Raw genomic sequence first — 18503 nt, 5'->3', positions numbered from 1 at the left:
GTGGGCATAATTGCGACTTTTTAGTGCAGTGTTGACTTAAGTTTTGATGATTATGAAACATAGATACGCAATTCCTAGCACTAAGGCGTGATTAAGTGCTGCTTTTCGGCTGGCTAAAATTAAGGTGTGAAAAAGGAATAAAACTTGCTGATATTGTTCAAAATAAATTTACTGAGATCAAAATTATGCAAGCATTCATCAATAACATGCCAAAAGCCGAGTTACACGTGCATCTGGAAGGCACCTTAGAGCCAGAACTGAGTTTTGCCCTGGCGAAGAAAAACAACATTCCCCTCCCCTATAAAACCCCTGAGGCATTGATTGACGCATACGATTTCACCGACCTCCCCTCATTTCTAGAAATATATTATGCGGGCATGAATGTGCTTGTTAAAGAGTCCGATTTTTACGATTTAACTATGGCTTATTTAAGTAAGGCAAGTAGTCAAAAGATTGTATACGCTGAATTGTTTTTTGACCCACAAGCGCATACGTCCCGCGGTATCGACTTTTCAGTTGTGATCAACGGCATACATAAAGCCCAAGTAGATGCAGAACAGCAGTTTGGTATCAAAAGTCAGTTGATAATGTGTTTCTTACGGGAATTGTCAGCCGAGTCTGCCATGGAGCACCTATTAATGGCTGAACCTTATTTATCCTATTTAATTGGCGTAGGACTGGATTCAAACGAACGGGACAATCCTCCTATAAAATTCCAACACGTGTTTGAAAAAGCAAGAGAGCTAGGGCTCAAGCTAACCATGCATTGTGATGTGAATCAGAAAAACACGCTCACTCATATAGGGCAGTGTTTAGACGATATCAAAGTAGATCGCATCGATCATGGTGTTAACTCTCTAGAAGATCCATCTCTGATAGCTAAACTACGCGATAATAAAATTGGATTAACAGTTTGTCCTGTGTCCAATAAATTTGTGGTGCAGTCACTTACTGCAAAAGAAATTAGAACCATGTTAGACGAACAAATCATGGTTACTATTAACTCCGACGACCCCGCTTACTTCCGAGCTTACTTAAATGAAAACTTTGTCGAACTACAAAAAGAGGGAGATTTTAATAAGCAGGAAATGCAAACCCTAGTGGAAAATTCATTTCAAATTGCTTGGTTGCCAGAAACCGAGAAACAGCAATATTTATCAAGCATAGAAGACTATGTAATCGCAAGCTCATAAGCCTTGTTAAAAAAGAATACAGCCTATCCATACTCCAGGTAGGTTGTTTTCGCACCCGCTTTTTATTGAGGGAACACAAGGACGAAATCGGCTGGGTTTTAACAAGACACCCATGATTAGATTGTATGGGTTTTTGGTTTCCTATAGTTTGAGGTGGGTGTCTTCGTAATTCCTTGGTAATTCTCGCGAAGTTTGAATGGCAACTTTGTACCTTGAGTTCAACTGGGTTTCTGCTAACCCGATTGTCGTTGAAAATCCCGATTTTAAAAATTACATTAAACAGGTTGGAATTTACCATCAAACGGGTGAGCTGATCCCCGATGTTTGGAATAAATAATGCTCGCTTAAATTAAGCGACACTAAACACCTCTCTTTTTCATCAGGCCGACAATCTAAGGATAGAAAATAGATGCAACCAAAATGTCCGATAAAACGACGAAGTATTCGGTTACTACATGCTGTACATGAGCTACATAAACAAGGATATCAAAACCTCGCTGGTTATTTTTACATGAGTGCTTCGGGGTTTCATTGGCGGTTAGAGCTTAAAAATTTTCATCAGTTATATATCAATAAAAAAGGAGAAATTGAGCACTTCAACATAGCAAGATTTGAACAAGCTAATCACTCATCAGGTGACTCAGGCAATTCATACTTTGGGTGGGAGGATGCTAAAACTGCCAGCGCAAGAGAGTTAGCAGAATTAATAAAAAGTCGTTTCCCACGGTTAATTGAAGCCTGTCATGGTCAAAACTTTGAATATGCGGGGTGGTTCACTTATATGTTAGGCTTCGCAGAGCAACAAGCGCTCCCAAAATTTTTCGCTGATTATAGCGTACCCATTCCCGATAAAATTCACACAACAGATAATCAAGTAACTATAACCGCACCGCCTCATCAAGCACTTAAAACAGTCAATGGAATAAATTTTCTATGGGCACAAGCCCCAAATATTGAGAGAGATTGGCATACAGCCTATCGGCCTTTGATCGACTCAATAAATAAATCAGAAATTTCTCAATACCCTCAATATCCTATACACAGTAATGAAACGATTGAGCACGGTGCATACTGGGAAGGCGCAATTTACTTTCTAAGTAGTGTCATGCGTTATAAAAGCGAAGTTGACTATATTCGCGATAGAATACAAACAACTTCACGCTGGAAGGAGTTTGAAGCAATCTTTAACTCAGAAGGTCAGCTACATCTTTTTGACGCCCACATGGCAAGAGTTGCACTAAAAGATAATCCGGATAAATTGACTGCTCATGTAAAGCAAACCTGCGAAGAATCATTGCGTGACATTCAGCTAATGTATCAACGAACCCCATATAAATATCCAAATCCATATTTTGGTGGTAATAATCCACTGCATTTAACAGCGTTATCTGATTGTTGTTAAAGCTATCTATTGAACAAATAATCATACCTCAATATTTTAGCTCTTTCGTTAGAAGTACTTAGCCTTACATAAGGGTGTTTTTTAGATAAAACTAAATAGTGCCCACCAGATTTTCAATTGAATAATAGGCCTAAATCGTAGATGATTAGGTAAAGGATTATCCCAATAAAATAATCACATATCAGTAAGTTAAGGAATACACCCAGCAATGGCCAAAAACTCAAAAAACATTTCTAACGCCAATTTCGAACAAACCTTATGGGATACCGCCAACAAATTACGCGGCAGTGTTGAATCATCAGAGTACAAACACGTTGTACTTAGTCTTATTTTCTTAAAATTTATCAGCGACAAGTTTGAAGCGCAGCAGTCTTGAGCAGCAAGGCATGGGTGAGTTTTTAGATCAGCGCGAATTCTACGCCAAAGACAATGTATTTTTTTTACCACCTGAGGCACGCTGGTCGTATATCGGCCAGCACATGAAACAAGACGACATCGCGGTTAAAATTGATACCGCCTTGCACACAGTAGAAAAACACAACCCTTCGTTAAAAGGTGCTTTGCCCGATAACTACTTTACTCGTTTAGGCTTAGTCACCAGCAAGCTAGCCTCGTTAATCGATACCATTACAAATGTAGGTGGTTCTTCAACTGAAAACTACTTTGATGATTTAATGAAGTTTTCCGAGAGCATGAAGGAAGAAGATGAGCGCCATATGCGTGAAGGTTTGACCGAAGATGAACTCGAACTTTTTGACTTACTGAAAAAAGATAAGATTACAAAGGCTGAGGAGCAAAAGGTAAAACTTGCAGCTAAGCACCTGATTTTAAGGTTACTTGATGGGCATCCAAAGGTATTGGTTCAAGATTGGTGGAAAGACGGTCAAACACAACTTCAGGTTAAGAATGCAATTGAAGAAGTGTTAGATAAAGACTTGCCTGAAAGCTATGGCCGAATTGAATTTAAAGAGAAGTGCGACAAGATTTATAATTTGGTAGTGGATTTTTCTGCGAATCATAAGAAATGGGTAGCTTAAAAAAGGGCCGAACGGCCCTTTTCACAAACTATACTTTCAATCTCACGAACTAATTTTATTCACACATTAATTAGCCGTTCAAAATCTTCATTCGAAACGGACAAAAGCCCACTACAAAGTGGGCTTTAACTAACTTTTAAACAACTTATTTACTGTAATCACAAATTAACAGACTGACACGTAATTTTTAGATCAGCACCAACATAGTTGCAGTTTTCATTGTCGTTGCAATCTTCACGGATATCAGTTGCAATTTCCATTGTCATCGACAAAATGTGCCGAGCAATTATGTCTGCGACTGAGGCGTAGTGAAATCATAACTCAATTAACGCATCAGTTGTCATAACGGCTGCATGCAGGCGCTTACCATTCGCTTTAGTTATCTTTTGATATGCGGGGTGAACGATGTTGGCCTTCTTCGCGATACGCATCGTTTCTGTGATAGGTAGAAGTGGGTATTGAAACTTGATGCTGCATACATTCGGCATAAAACGAAGGATACGGCAGAGGTGTTTTTCATTTTGAGAAAGCATTTCGTGATTAAAATCACCACTTTCGTTATATCCAGTATGAGATGTCCCAGAAGTTGATGATCCCATCGCTGTCAAAAAAGGGCTATATCGCCCGGTAACTTCTTCTCGCTTACACCACGTCTTGATTCTATCTAATTGAGTCTTAGTGATCCGTGGTTGTTTCACTTTAACATTTTTCTTAATGACCATAATAAGTCCTCCTCAGCCGAACTTAGCCAAGAAAGAAAAACCGATCAAGAAATTTAACTCAAACCATCAAAAGTTATTGGTAATAACTAATAATTTACCTCAAAAACATCCACTTTTAATTAAAATAATTAAAAAAATAACCTTACATATTAATACTTTAAAAACTATAAATACAATTAATAACAGTTATAGATAAATACTAAACCAAACAGCCAAAATTATAACAAAAAATTCTAAAAAGTCAATATGGTCAGCGCTACACAAAGCTGGCATGCTAACTGATATATCAATACCACAAGCAAAACTATGATCAAAATTAATGAGCAGAAATTATTACTATTTGCAGAGATAAGACGAGTCAGCAATTGGTCTGAACAAGCGTTTTTTTTGAAAGTTTCGCAACCCATACTGTGCAATTGTAATCTAAGTATTCTTGAATTGCTTGAGAGCAAAAGTGGCCGGGTTGCTATTATGATATGGCTACACAACTTGAAAGATTAACTATATTTATCAAAGTCTTGGTGATATAACTGATTTTTATTTTCGCACTGATAACGCATAATTCTGGTATTATTTTTTCAAGCTAATTAAATTACAATTAAACCAGTCGCAAACTTTGAGCTGGTAGTGCAAAATGGATATGTATTGTCGTATCAATAAGGATGTTATGTAGTATGAAGTTTAATGAAGACTCTCGCGTAAAAATCCCAACAATTTTGCATTTAATGCGCCTTGGTTATGGTTATTTGTCTCTTAAAGATCCAAGCGTTACGTGGGACGAATCCTCTAATATCTTCACTTTCCTATTTCATAGCAGCATCAAACGCATCAACCCTACCATTACCGATGCCGAGGCAAAACTCTGTTTTGATGAAGTCTCGTTATGTTTAGAAAACGAAGACTTAGGTAAAGCGTTTTACGAAAAAATAACCGCAACGTCTGGTACACGTCTTATCGATTTTGAAAACTTTGATAACAACAGCTTTCACGTAGTCACCGAACTCACCTACAAAAAAGACGATGAAGAGTTTCGCCCAGATATTATCTTGTTGATTAACGGCATGCCCTTGGTATTTATCGAAGTAAAACGCCCAAACAATAAAGACGGGGTTTTGGCCGAGCACAAGCGCATTCAAACTCGTTTTGAAAACAGCAAGTTCAGAAAGTTTGTGAACTTAACCCAGTTGATGATCTTCTCTAACAACATGGAATACGACGACAGTTCACCTCGCCCTATTGAAGGCGCATTCTACGCCACAGCCTCGTATCAAAAGCCCGGTTTTAATTACTTTAGAGAAGAGCAGGAGTTTGACTTAAGCACTTTGTTTGGCACTGTAAGTGATGGGGACGAACTAAGCGTACTAAAAGACAACAACCTTCTAAGTATCAAGCAATCTCCCGAATTTGCTAAGAATAAACAACCCACTACACCTACTAATCGTATCTGTACGTCGCTGTTACAGCGCGAGCGCCTCTCTTTTGTATTGCAATATGCCTTAGCCTACGTGAAAGAGCGAAAAGGCCTACAAAAGCATGTGATGCGTTATCCGCAGATGTTTGCTACCAAGGCAATTGAAAGCAAACTTAACCAAGGAGCCAAAAAAGGCATTATTTGGCACACCCAAGGCAGCGGTAAAACAGCACTAACCTATTACAACGTAAAATACCTTGCTGATTATTTTCAGCAACATGGCGTGATTGCTAAGTTTTACTTTATTGTTGATAGAATAGACCTGCTAATTCAGGCTGGGCGCGAATTTAAAGCCCGTGGCTTGAAAGTTCACAATATCGATTCACGCGAGGCCTTTGCTAACGATATCAAGCAAACAGCAGCGGTGCATAATGCCTCTGGACAACGCGAAATCACAGTAGTTAATATTCAAAAGTTTCAGGATGATCCAGCGGTTATTCAAAATATTGATTACAACGTTAATATGCAGCGGGTGTTCTTTTTAGATGAAGTACACCGCAGCTACAACCCTAGGGGCAGCTTTTTAGCTAACCTTGAGCAAGCTGATAAAAACGCCATTAAAATTGGTCTAACGGGTACGCCACTGTTGGGCGACGAATACGACTCTAAATCACTGTTTGGTGGTTACATTCATAAATACTATTACAACGCGTCGATTAAAGACGGTTACACCCTGCGTCTTATCCGTGAGGACATTGAAACCAGCTACAAGCTCAACTTACAAAAAACCTTAGAAGAAATAGAGATTTTAGAAGGTAACGCTGACAAAAAAGTTGTTTATGCCCACGAAAAATTTGTAGACCCAATGCTCGATTACATCGTTAAAGATTTTGAACAATCCCGTATAGCCATGAACGACAATTCTATCGGCGGCATGGTGGTGTGCGACTCTTCAGAGCAAGCCAAGAAGATGCACGAGATTTTTCAGCTTAAGTACACCCAGCCAGCTCCCACCATTTTGGCTGCTGATGAGATTGCTGAGCAATCGACAAGTTACCAAGCAATTAAAAAACAAAACAGTGCAGTGACTAGCGCAGCGCTTATCCTGCACGATGCAGGCACGAAGCAAGAGCGCAAAGAGCTGGTCGAAGAATTCAAAGAAGGCAAAATCGACTTCTTATTTGTGTACAACATGCTGCTAACGGGTTTTGATGCGCCACGCCTCAAAAAGCTCTACCTTGGCCGGATCATACGCTCGCACAACTTGCTGCAAACTCTAACTCGCGTAAACCGTACCTACAAAGAGTTTAGTTACGGCTATGTGGTAGATTTTGCCGATATCGAAAGTGAGTTTGAACAAACCAATAAAGACTATTTCGAAGAACTGCAATCAGAGCTGGGTGACGAAATCGAGCACTACAGCAACCTGTTTAAAACTAAACAAGAAATCGAACAAGACATACACGCCATTAAAGATGCGCTGTTTCATTTTGATACCCAAAACGCCGAGGTGTTTTCAGAACAAATCAGCCAAATAGACTCCCGTGGTGAAATGCTAAAGATCACCCAAGCACTCAACAACGCCAAAAGTCTGTATAATCTCATCCGCTTATCGGGCGATTACGAAATGCTCGAAAAGCTGGATTTTCAAAAACTCACTGTGTTGTCGAGAGAGGCCAATAACCGCCTAGCTTTGATCAACACTAAAGAAGCATTAGAAAACAACGTCGATACCACCAACCTGTTAAATGTGGCACTAGAGGACGTGGTCTTTGCTTTTACCAAAGTGAAAGAAGAAGAGTTGGTACTGGCAGACGAGCTTAAAAATACGTTGCAAAAAACGCGAGAAAAACTCGGTGGTAACTTTGACCCTAAAGATCCAGAATTTGTGTCACTTAAGCAAGAGCTGGAACGCTTGTTTAAGAAGAAAAACTTAAGTGAAGTGTCTAAAGAGCAAATGGAGAGCAACATCGCTGCACTCAACGCCATCTATAACCGGGCAAAAGAGCTAGAGCGACGAAACCAGCTACTCAGAGCAAAGTACGACAACGACGAAAAATACGCTCGTTTACATAAACGTTTGATGGAAAAAGATCCGCTAACCGACAGCGAAAGCAAATTGTTCGAGGCGCTAAAAGGCCTAAAAACAGCGGTAGATATACAAATTCAGCAAAACGCTAAAATGCTTGATAATGAGAATTTCATCAAACAGATGATCCCGCCCATTATCTTTAGCGAGTTTGAAGACAAACAAGGTATCGACCTTGAAGTCGACGCAGTAGACATGATCAACCAATTGGTGGTCCGAGAATACATGAACGAATACCAAGGGCGCTCGGCTTACCAATAAACCAAGCGTTTTAATAGCATTACATTAAGTAGAATATGACTAAAACACAGCAGTTTGAACAACAAACCAAAGCCCTAATCGATAACATTAAAAAGGTCTGCGCCAACTTTGGCCTAGGTAACGACGGCAACGAATTTAAAGTCATTACCCAAGTATTTTTGTATAAGTTTTTAAATGACAAATACGTTTTTGAAATCAAAAAACTTAACCAGCAGTTAGCCGAAGCCGATAACTGGGAACACGCCTTTGCCAACCTATCAGACAAAGAAGTAGCAAAGCTCAATATGCGCCTAAAGCCAAGCGTTGCGCGTGTTCGCCCCGATCATTTCATCTCGTCGTTATTTAACAAACAAGACAAACCAAACTTTTCAGAGATATTCGATACAACCCTAACCGACATAGCTAAAGACAACAGCGATATCTTCTCGGTACTCACCGAGGGCGGCGAAAAAATTGTATTGTTCGAAAACCTCAGTAAATACGTAACCGATAACCGCGATCAATTCTGCAAGGCTATTGTTAACAAACTGGTGGATTTTAGTTTTGAGAATATCTTCAACGAAAAATTCGACTTTTACGCCACTATCTTTGAATACCTTATTAAAGACTACAACACCAACAGCGGCGGTAAATACGCCGAGTATTTTACCCCTCATGCGGTATCTAAAATCATAGCGCGGTGTTTGGTAAGCACTGAAGTAAACAATGCCACTTGTTACGACCCATCCGCAGGCTCCGGCACATTATTGATGAATTTGGCTCACCAAATAGGTGAAGACAAATGTACTATTTACTCACAAGACATCTCGCAAAAGTCATCTAGCCTACTGCGCTTAAACCTTGTGCTAAATGATTTAGTGCATTCAATCCACAACATCATCAAAGGCAATACCATACTCGACCCTTACCACAAGCAGGCCAGTGGCGAGCTAGAAAAGTTTGACTATGTGGTATCAAATCCGCCGTTCAAATTGGACTTTTCTGATTTTAGTGCCGACCTTGACACCAAAGAAAACCAAGAGCGTTTCTTTGCAGGCATGCCAAAAACACCTGCTAAAAAGAAAGAATCAATGGCTATTTACCTGATGTTCTTACAGCACATTATCTTCTCATTAAAAGCTGAAGGTAAGGCCGCAGTGGTTGTACCTACAGGGTTTATAACCGCACAAAGTGGTATCGATAAAAAAATACGCCAAAAGCTAATAGACGAGAAAATGTTAGCAGGTGTAGTGAGCATGCCTTCTAACATCTTTGCCAATACAGGCACAAACGTATCTATATTGTTTATTGATAAGGCTAGCAAAGGCGATGTGGTATTAATCGATGCTTCAAACCTTGGTGAGACTGTAAAAGAAGGTAAAAACCAAAAAACTGTGCTGACGTATGCAGAAGAAGACCAGATCATCAATACTTTTAATAGCAAAGAAGTGATAGATGACTTCAGCGTAGTAGTTAGCTATGACGATATTGCAGCTAAAAATTACTCGTTCAGTGCAGGGCAGTATTTTGAAGTAAAGATTGAATATGTGAATATCACCAGTGACGAGTTTGAACAAAGATTGCAGCAAATTTCCAGCAATCTGAACTCATTTTTTAATGAATCTCGTCAACTAGAAGTGCAGATTAAAAAGCAGTTGAAGAGCCTATCGTATGACTAATCATTTCAATACTTTTCATTTAGGCGATGTCTCCGAAATTATTGCGGGAGGCGATAAGCCAAAAAACTTTAGTCTCGTCAGGACATCTTCAAAAAATGTACCTGTATTTGCAAACGCGGAAAAAGACAAAGGGTTACAGGGATACACTGACATTCCACGGATTACCGATCCGGCTGTGACAATGGCTGCAAGGGGCTCAAATGTTGGGTTTGTTGCGATTAGAAAAGAGCCTTACTTTCCTATCGTCAGGCTACTATCACTAATACCGCACGGAGAACTACTGGACGTAGACTATCTTTACTACAACCTAAAGCAAAATCGAAAAACTGGCACAGGTTCAGGTCAACCTCAAATTACAATTCCAGATATATCAAGCAGAACAATATCGTTACCTCCAATTTCGCTTCAAAAAAAATTAGCAAAAGTCCTTTCGGTATTAGATGAAAAAATAGAACTCAACAACAAAATCAATGCCGAATTAGAAGCCATGGCCAAGCTTATTTACGACTACTGGTTTGTCCAATTCGACTTCCCCGACGCCAACGGCAGCCCCTACAAATCATCTGGCGGCAAAATGGTCTACAACCAAGAACTCAAGCGCGAAATCCCCGAGGGTTGGTTGGTGAAAGAACTTAGTCAACTACTTAGATTCGAAAGAGGCATTTCCTACAAAAGTAAAGATATAATTGGGACTGGCATCCCGATGATTAACTTGAATTCCTTTAACTTAAACGGTCAATATAAGCATAAGGGACTAAAGTTTTATTCCGGTACTTATAAAGAGCATAAAGTTGTTTCAGCTGGAGACTTAGTAATTGCGATCACTGACGTTACTAGGAATGCCGATATTATTGGAAAAGCGTTTACCATTCCCGATTTGTTTGATGAGGATATATTGATATCTTGTGACGTTGCAAAAGTAATACCTTCAGAGTTAGTTAATTCTCAGTATCTAGAGCCTCTATTCAATTCAGAACACTACCACCGTTATATCAAACATTTTGCTAGTGGTACTTTAGTTCTCCATCTTAATTTGGACGGTGTTAATTGGTGTAAAATTCCTGTACCACCAGTTAACATTCTTAATCGGTATAAGGAACTTAGAACAGGAATTGACAAAAAACTAACCTTAACACTTAAAGAAAACAAACAATTAGTTGAATTGAGGAATTGGCTCTTACCTATGCTAATGAACGGACAAGTAACTATCAGCAATAGTTAGCGCTAAAAATGACAAAAAAGGAAGTAATTGAATGGACTCTATTTTTACTCTATTATTTATAACGCTCACATCTTTAGGGCGTGAGGTATATCACAAGCTGTCAAGCAGAAAGTTCCAAATCATCTGGAATAACTGTCTTGAGCAGCCGCAGGTAACTAATGGATTCATTCCTAACACTCCTGTGATAACGATATTATACATCATATCTGACATTCGTGGCCCGGTGCTTAATGCACTACGAATACGTAGTAAGATACGTTTGTTAAGCCTGAGGAAGATGCTGGAAGGCCACAATCCTACACTTCTTCAGGTTTTGCACTTTCCTACTCGGAGGGTGTATGCGTAATAAAAAGCATCCTTGGTTCAGAAGTAGGGGTTATCTTCACTTCGATTCACCCGTATCCTTCAAAACAGCACAAAAGCTAGTTAATAGCCCCAAACGGGTTGCTGCTCACCCTTTCTATCCGTTGATTCACTACAATATTAAATCCTTTAAGGTAAAGCTTAATGATAACGGAGAGATAGAACAAAAATGGAAAACAAGAGAAATTAAATATGCAGCGCATTTAGATTCTCATATTTATGCTTATTATTCGTGGCTGCTGTCAGGATTATACGAAAAGGAAATTCAAACTAGATCGCTAAATAACAATGTTTTGGCTTTCAGAAGTCTAGGTAAAAACAATATCGACTTTGCCAATGATGCATTTGAGATCATCAAAATGAGAGGTAGATGCAGTGTCCTAGGGCTGGATATTACAGGCTTTTTTGACAACTTAGATCATCTAGTTTTAAAGAAAGTGTGGGCGGAGTTGTTAGGTGTACCCTTGCTTTCTGAAGATCACTTTTCCGTTTTCAAGTCACTTACAAAATATGCTTATGTGGATAGACAGCTTTTATTTAAAGAATTAGGTATTTCAGCCAACAACCCTAAGAATAATCGCTATAGAGCATGCACAGCAGAAGAATTCAGAGAAAAAATTCGAGGAGCCGGACTGATTCAACAGAATCAGCAAAATAGGGGGATACCGCAAGGCTCACCGATAAGTGCTCTCCTCTCCAATATATACATGTTGAATTTCGATACCAAAATGAAAAATGCTCTAGAGGAACAGGGCGGCTACTATTTCCGCTACTGTGACGATATGCTCTTTATCACAAAGCCAACTCTTAGAGACTATGTCGAAACGCTAGCAATTGACGAGATAAAGAAGTTAAAGCTAGACATAAATACTAAAAAAACAGAAAAACGTGATTTTTATCGTTACGGTGGCCAATTAAGATGTAAGGATCGAAAGTCACTACAGTATTTAGGTTTTACCTTTGACGGTGAAAGAAAACTTATAAGATCGGCTGCACTAGCAAAATTTTCGAATCGAATGAAAGCTGGTGTACGGTTAGCCAGAAAAACTGTTAAAAGAACAAACTCGGAGCTGGTTAAAAGCGGTAATCCACCAACTGAACAACTAAGAAAAAAGAAATTATATGAACGTTATTCACACCTTGGTCGGCGTAACTTCCTAAAGTATGGATACAGGGCTGCTAAAGTAATGCAGTCTAATTCGATTAAAAAGCAACTTAAGCCGATGTGGTCAAGGCTCCAAAAGGAAATAGATAGATGAAAATCTCTACTACAATTACAGAAAACAAAACCCGCTAAAAAGCGGGTTTTAAATTTAACAAATTAAGTGATCCAGTCGCAGAGTTAATTATTGTCGCAGGCTTGATTAAAACCAGTCGCAGACTTAATTGCTCGGCACAAAAAATCAATCTTCCATATAGGTCTCAATGCTTGGGCATGAGCAGATCAAGTTGCGGTCGCCATATACGTCGTCGATGCGGTTTACGCTTGGCCAGAATTTGTTTCTTGCCACTGACGGTACTGGGTAGGCTGCGGTTTGTCTGTCGTAAGCACGGTTCCAGTCGCTGTCGCAGATGTCGTCTAGGGTGTGTGGAGCGTTGTGTAGTGGGTTGTCAATTGCATCCCACTCGCCGCTTTCCACTTTTGCCATTTCAGCGCGTATACAGATCATGGCTTCGATGAAGCGATCTAGTTCTGTTTTTGCTTCCGACTCTGTGGGCTCAATCATCAGCGTTCCTGCCACTGGGAAGCTCATTGTGGGTGCGTGGAAACCATAGTCGTTTAGGCGTTTTGCCACATCCATTTCGGTCACACCTGAGGTTTCTTTGGCGGGACGCAAGTCGATAATACATTCGTGGGCGACACGATTGTTGCGACCTTTGTACAACACCGGATAGTGACCTTCGAGCTTTTGTGCCACGTAATTGGCATTCAGCATAGCGACTTCGGTGGCTTTTTTGAGGCCTTCGCTACCCATCATTTTGATGTACATGTAGCTGATTGGAAGTATTGATGCACTGCCCCATGGCGCTGCCGAAACTGCGCCGTTTCCAACTGTGGTATTACCGGTGTCTATCACTTGGTGATTAGGCAAGAATGGCGCTAAGTGCGCTTTCACACCTATTGGTCCCATACCAGGGCCACCGCCACCGTGAGGAATACAGAAGGTTTTGTGCAAGTTCAAGTGCGAAACATCGCCGCCGATTAAACCAGGAGAGGTAACTCCCACTTGGGCGTTCATGTTGGCACCGTCCATGTAAACCTGACCGCCAAACTCGTGTACGATGTCGCACATTTCTTTGATGGTTTCTTCGTAAACACCATGGGTTGAAGGATAAGTGATCATTGCACAAGACAGGTTTTCAGCCACTTCTTCGGCTTTTTTGCGCAAGTCAGCTAAATCGATATTACCGTTTTTATCACAATTAACCACAACCACTTTTAAACTAACCATTTGCGCTGACGCAGGGTTAGTTCCATGGGCTGAACTTGGGATTAAACACACGTTTCTGTGCCCTTCTCCACGGCTTTCGTGATAATTTTTGATGGCGATTAGACCAGCATATTCACCTTGCGCACCTGAGTTAGGTTGCATCGACATGGCATCGTATCCGGTAATGTTAATTAGCCAATCACTTAGCTCATCAATCATTAGCTTATAACCTTGTGCCTGTTCCACTGGTGCGAACGGGTGCAATTTGCCAAACTCAGGCCAAGTCACAGGGATCATCTCCGCTGTGGCATTCAATTTCATGGTACAAGAACCCAGGCTTATCATTGAATGATTCAAGGCTAAATCTTTGTCTTCTAAAGATTTAATATAACGCAACATTTCAGTTTCTGAGTGGTAAGAATTAAATACTGGGTTACTCAGAATTTCATCTGTGCGCACTAAATGTGTAGGTAACGACTTCGAGCCTTGAGTGGTAATTTCTGCATCCATCATTTCAATATCGAAACCATGAGTGTCACCACAGAATAAGTCGATAAGACCTTTTAAATCATGACGTGTAGTGGTTTCATCAACTGAAATACCCACTAGGTTATCGGCCAAATTAGCGCGTAAATTCATGCCTGCTTCTGCAGCACGTGCAACTAGCGCATCTTTATCATCGACCATCACGGTAATAGTGTCGAACCAAGTGTTATGCTTAAGTGCGTAGCCATGACGGGTTAGCGCGGCAGCTAATAAGTCTGCAAAACGATTAATGCGTGTGGCAATGGTTTTTAGACCTTGAGGACCATGGTACACCGCATAAAACGAGGCCATGTTTGCCAATAATACTTGGGCGGTACAAATGTTTGAGTTCGCTTTTTCACGGCGGATATGTTGCTCACGTGTTTGCAATGCCATGCGCAGGGCTGGACGACCACGAGTGTCTTTAGAAACCCCTATGATACGGCCAGGTAAGGAGCGTTTGTATGCATCACGAGTGGCAAAAAAGGCAGCATGAGGACCACCATAGCCCATAGGCACACCAAATCGTTGAGCAGAACCTAGCACCACATCTGCGCCCATTTCACCGGGAGATTTTAACAACACTAAGCTCATAATATCTGCTGCAACGGCTACTATGGCTTTGTTTTCATGTAATGCACTGATGATATCGGTGAGATCTTTCACTTCACCTGTGGTGCCTGGGTACTGTAATAACGCACCAAATATATTATGAGAGGCCGCTTCTGCGTCTTTTCCAACAATTACGTCAAAACCAAACATTTCTGCACGGGTTTTAATGACGTCCAAGGTTTGTGGATGCACATCGTCAGCCACAAAGAAGCTGTTAGCTTTGCGGTTTTTCGACACACGCTTAGCAAGCCCCATGGCTTCAGCCGCCGCTGTTGCTTCATCTAATAGTGAAGCTGAGGCAAGTTCTAGTCCGGTTAAATCAATTGTTACTTGCTGAAAGTTTAATAAAGCTTCCAATCGACCTTGAGCAATTTCTGGCTGATAAGGCGTATAAGCCGTATACCAACCTGGGTTTTCCAACACATTACGGAGTATCACATTGGGAGTGATGGTATCGCTGTAACCCATGCCGATGAAACTGCGGTTAATTTGATTCTTACCAGCGATGTCTTTGAGTTCTTGTAATGCTTGTACTTCGGTTATGCTGTCGCCAATGTTTAGGGATTCTGGTAAACGGATACCTGCAGGAACGGTCTGTTTCATTAAGTCGTCTAATGACTCAGCGCCAACAAATTCGAGCATTTCTGCCATTTCGCCTTCGCTAGGGCCAATATGACGCCTTACAAAATCTTCGGTCTGTTCTAGCTGAGCGAGTGAAAACGGAGTATTAGCCATGAATGAGTGCCTTTAATTTGAACAATGTGATACTGGAAATAGAAATGCAAAAGCTCTCTATATATTTGAATTCAACTGAGCTTTTTCTGCTATCAATAGACAATACTCGCCACCTGTAATCTTAAAAAAATACAGGGGCGAGTATTTAATTAATAACCAATATTAGTCTTCGTCGATACTGTTTGCGTAGCCTTCAGCATCTAATAAAGATTCCACTTCTGCAGCATCTTCAGCTTCAATGCGGAATAACCAGCCTTCGCCAAACGCGTCGCTGTTTACTAGTTCTGGGGTATTTTCCAAGTCTTCGTTTACAGCAACTATAGTACCTGTGATTGGGGCATAAACATCAGAAGCCGCTTTTACTGACTCAGCTACTGCTACGTCATCTCCAGCGCCTACAGCGTCGCCAACTTCTGGCAATTCAACAAATACCATATCACCCAAAAGTTCTTGGGCATGTTCAGTGATACCCACGGTAAAAGTGCCATCACTTTCAGGTCTAACCCATTCGTGAGTGGATGCATAACGTAATTCTGATGGAATGTTGCTCATAATCGTTCCTAAATTTTGGTTTTTATTAAACTAATTAATCGTAATTTTACTAAAGGTGTTGGAAACTCACCTTTTAAAGAACACTTTTTCCGTTTCTAACAAAGCTAGGTTTAACAATGTTAACGGTAACCCACTTTTTGCGCATTTCCACTTCAGCAGTGGTATCGGCTGTAGCAGGAATTCTTGCCATGGCAATACTATGACCTAATGTTGGAGAAAATGAACCCGAGGTGATCACACCTTCGCCTTCAGACACTTTCACTTTTTGACCGGTACGTAAAACACCTTTATCGGTCATTACCAAACCAACTAGCTTGTGAGTGCCTTCTGCTTTTTGTGTTTCTAGTGCTTTACGCCCCATGAAGTCACGGTCTGCTGGTTCCCAAGTAACGGTCCAAGCCATGTTGGCCGCAAGTGGAGAAATAGTTTCGTCCATGTCTTGGCCATATAAATTCATACCGGCTTCTAGGCGTAATGTATCGCGAGCACCTAAACCGCAAGGTGCAAAACCCGCTTCAATTAAACGTTGCCAGAAATCCGCTGCCATTTCATTAGGCACCATAATTTCGTAACCTGCTTCACCGGTATAACCCGTTGTAGCAATAAATAAATCTTCAGCTTGCACACCAAAAAATGGCTTCATTCCCGCAACGGCTTCTTTTTGCGCATCGGAGAATAAGGTAGCTGCTTTTTCTTTGGCGTTGGGACCTTGTACTGCAATCATTGCATAATCAGGGATTTCAGTAATAGTTACGTCAAATCCACTGGCCACGCTATTCAGCCAATCCATGTCTTTTTCACGGGTAGCCGAGTTAACCACCAAACGATAATTTGTTTCATCGAAGTGATAAACAATCAAATCATCAACCACGCCACCCTCATCATTCAGCATGCCGCTGTAGAGTGCTTTGCCTTTTTCAGTTAATTTAGCAACATCGTTAGCTAATAATTTGCGTAAATAGCCTTTAGCTTCACTGCCTTTTACATCCACAATCGTCATATGTGACACATCGAACATGCCAGCATCTTTTCTCACTGCATGATGTTCTTCAATTTGTGAACCGTAATTAATCGGCATTTCCCAGCCATGGAAGTCCACCATTTTAGCGCCGGCTTCAATATGCTTGGAGTGTAAAACTGTTTTGTTGGTCATTTACCTTCACCTGATTGAGTCACTTTGAATTATCAGTATAGAAATCACTCGGCTCTGGGACAAATTGATAATTCAAATGCTTACATAATTTTTTTAAATGTATTAAATTACTTAAATTAGTATTCCAAATGAACTTTAAGTCTAAACATTATCAATGAAACAGCTATCGTTAGACCATTTACGCACTTTTGTGACCGTTGTAGAGCTAGGTGGCTTTGCTAAAGCTGGCGACATGCTGGGCCGTTCTCAACCTGCAATTAGTTTGCAAATTAAGAAGTTAGAAGAACAATTAGGGCGTCGTTTGTTCGACAAAATTGGTCAGCGCCAGTTAGTTAATCAAGATGGACAGGCACTATTGCAACAAGCTAGAGCCATGTTAGGAATTAATGACGACATATTTCGACAATTCGAACAATCCTCTTTACGAGGCCGGTTGCGATTAGGAATACCGAGCGAATTTGCCACTACCTTACTACCCAGCATCATTGGTGAATTCAGTAAACAATACCCAGACGTGGCTTTAGAAGTGACCTCAGAATTAAGTCGTAGTTTACTCAACGATAAAAATCATAGGGACTTTGATTTGGTGCTAGCCCTCGTTCACCCAGACCAACAAACCGAGGGTGAAGTGGTATTGGAAGACGAATTGATTTGGGTGGGTGATGCCAATAAAGCCATCAGTGCAAACAAAGTCGCATTGGTTTTAGCGCCAGATGGCTGTGTTTATCGCTCTCGCGTGATTGAAAAACTCAAACAACAAACCACCAGCTGGCGGATCACCTATACCAATGCCGACCTTTATGGGTTGATAGCAGCCATACAACAAGGTTTAGGCATTACCGCGCTAGCACGTTCCAGTTTGCCCAGTGCATTGCAGGAAATTCGCCACAAGTCGTTACCTCAGTTGGGCAAGATAAAAATATGTCTGTTCAATCTCGACACCCAACATCCGCAAATTAGTCGCGCCCTAGCCGATTTCATTATGGCCAGGTTGAAGTCTTAACCCTCGGTGGGAAGTTAACCCTATCCCAAGAACCTGTAGGCGGGTGCTTTAGCCCCGCGCAAAAACCGAGAAACACCAACGGGCTGAAGCCCGTCCTACAAATCAACCTGTAGGCGGTGGCTTTAGCCCCGCG

Annotated in this window: 13 protein-coding genes and 1 pseudogene; 10 read left to right on the top strand and 4 right to left on the bottom strand. The window is 40.9% G+C overall.

The window, feature by feature from the left end; all coding sequences use genetic code 11:
• Nucleotides 1-185 precede the first annotated feature (185 nt).
• From AB6T38_RS18870 to AB6T38_RS18850, 5 genes and pseudogenes are all read left to right on the top strand, one after another.
• On the top strand, nucleotides 186-1193 hold the full coding sequence (locus tag AB6T38_RS18870; protein ID WP_372548768.1) for an adenosine deaminase: 1008 nt from the start codon (nucleotides 186-188) through the stop codon (nucleotides 1191-1193).
• 196 nt (nucleotides 1194-1389) lie between these two features.
• Entirely contained in the window at nucleotides 1390-1530 is a 141-nt protein-coding gene (locus AB6T38_RS18865) for a hypothetical protein (RefSeq protein ID WP_372548767.1), read from the top strand.
• A 72-nt stretch (nucleotides 1531-1602) separates the two neighbouring features.
• On the top strand, nucleotides 1603-2595 hold the full coding sequence (locus tag AB6T38_RS18860) for a hypothetical protein (RefSeq protein WP_372548766.1): 993 nt from the start codon (nucleotides 1603-1605) through the stop codon (nucleotides 2593-2595).
• Between the two features lie 208 nt (nucleotides 2596-2803).
• Nucleotides 2804-3251, top strand: a pseudogene (locus tag AB6T38_RS18855) (type I restriction-modification system subunit M N-terminal domain-containing protein); the annotation flags it as partial.
• Nucleotides 3252-3269: 18 nt separating this feature from the next.
• Complete coding sequence (locus AB6T38_RS18850) at nucleotides 3270-3632, top strand: type I restriction enzyme endonuclease domain-containing protein (protein ID WP_372548782.1); 363 nt, start codon at nucleotides 3270-3272, stop codon at nucleotides 3630-3632.
• 314 nt (nucleotides 3633-3946) lie between these two features.
• On the opposite strand, the gene AB6T38_RS18845 is transcribed toward AB6T38_RS18850, so the two are convergent.
• Entirely contained in the window at nucleotides 3947-4354 is a 408-nt protein-coding gene (locus tag AB6T38_RS18845; RefSeq protein ID WP_372548765.1) for a hypothetical protein, read from the bottom strand.
• A gap of 674 nt (nucleotides 4355-5028) precedes the next feature.
• Between AB6T38_RS18845 and AB6T38_RS18840 the strand changes: the two genes are divergently transcribed.
• The 4 genes from AB6T38_RS18840 (at nucleotide 5029) to drt2 (ending at nucleotide 12617) form a co-directional block, all read left to right on the top strand.
• Complete coding sequence (locus tag AB6T38_RS18840) at nucleotides 5029-8115, top strand: type I restriction endonuclease subunit R (protein ID WP_372548764.1); 3087 nt, start codon at nucleotides 5029-5031, stop codon at nucleotides 8113-8115.
• Between the two features lie 35 nt (nucleotides 8116-8150).
• The gene (locus AB6T38_RS18835) at nucleotides 8151-9773 is read left to right on the top strand and encodes a class I SAM-dependent DNA methyltransferase (protein WP_372548763.1); all 1623 of its coding nucleotides are present in this window, start codon (nucleotides 8151-8153) and stop codon (nucleotides 9771-9773) included.
• Nucleotides 9766-10995 carry a restriction endonuclease subunit S gene (locus AB6T38_RS18830; protein ID WP_372548762.1) on the top strand — a complete coding sequence of 410 codons (1230 nt, stop codon included), beginning with the start codon at nucleotides 9766-9768 and terminating at the stop codon, nucleotides 10993-10995. Before AB6T38_RS18835 ends, AB6T38_RS18830 begins: the two co-directional genes overlap by 8 nt.
• Nucleotides 10996-11333: 338 nt before the next feature.
• A complete protein-coding gene (gene drt2, locus AB6T38_RS18825) occupies nucleotides 11334-12617 on the top strand; it encodes an antiviral reverse transcriptase Drt2 (RefSeq protein ID WP_372548761.1) in 1284 nt (427 codons plus the stop codon).
• A 144-nt stretch (nucleotides 12618-12761) separates the two neighbouring features.
• Here the strand turns inward: drt2 and gcvP are convergent, their stop codons facing one another.
• From gcvP to gcvT, 3 genes are all read right to left on the bottom strand, one after another.
• Nucleotides 12762-15662 carry an aminomethyl-transferring glycine dehydrogenase gene (gene gcvP, locus AB6T38_RS18820; RefSeq protein WP_372548760.1) on the bottom strand — a complete coding sequence of 967 codons (2901 nt, stop codon included), beginning with the start codon at nucleotides 15660-15662 and terminating at the stop codon, nucleotides 12762-12764.
• Nucleotides 15663-15824: 162 nt separating this feature from the next.
• Nucleotides 15825-16214: a glycine cleavage system protein GcvH gene (gene gcvH / locus AB6T38_RS18815; RefSeq protein WP_348489843.1), complete on the bottom strand. Its 390-nt coding sequence runs from the start codon at nucleotides 16212-16214 to the stop codon at nucleotides 15825-15827.
• Between the two features lie 73 nt (nucleotides 16215-16287).
• Nucleotides 16288-17367, bottom strand: coding sequence for a glycine cleavage system aminomethyltransferase GcvT (gene gcvT, locus AB6T38_RS18810; RefSeq protein WP_372548759.1), 1080 nt, complete (start codon nucleotides 17365-17367; stop codon nucleotides 16288-16290).
• Between the two features lie 154 nt (nucleotides 17368-17521).
• Between gcvT and AB6T38_RS18805 the strand changes: the two genes are divergently transcribed.
• Nucleotides 17522-18370 carry a LysR family transcriptional regulator gene (locus AB6T38_RS18805; RefSeq protein WP_348489839.1) on the top strand — a complete coding sequence of 283 codons (849 nt, stop codon included), beginning with the start codon at nucleotides 17522-17524 and terminating at the stop codon, nucleotides 18368-18370.
• Nucleotides 18371-18503 lie beyond the last annotated feature (133 nt).

Source organism: Aliiglaciecola sp. SL4, from assembly GCF_041538045.1.
Classification (GTDB): Bacteria; Pseudomonadota; Gammaproteobacteria; order Enterobacterales; family Alteromonadaceae; genus Aliiglaciecola.
Note: the sequence above shows the minus strand (reverse complement) of the source record. Positions and strands in the feature narration are given on the sequence as shown.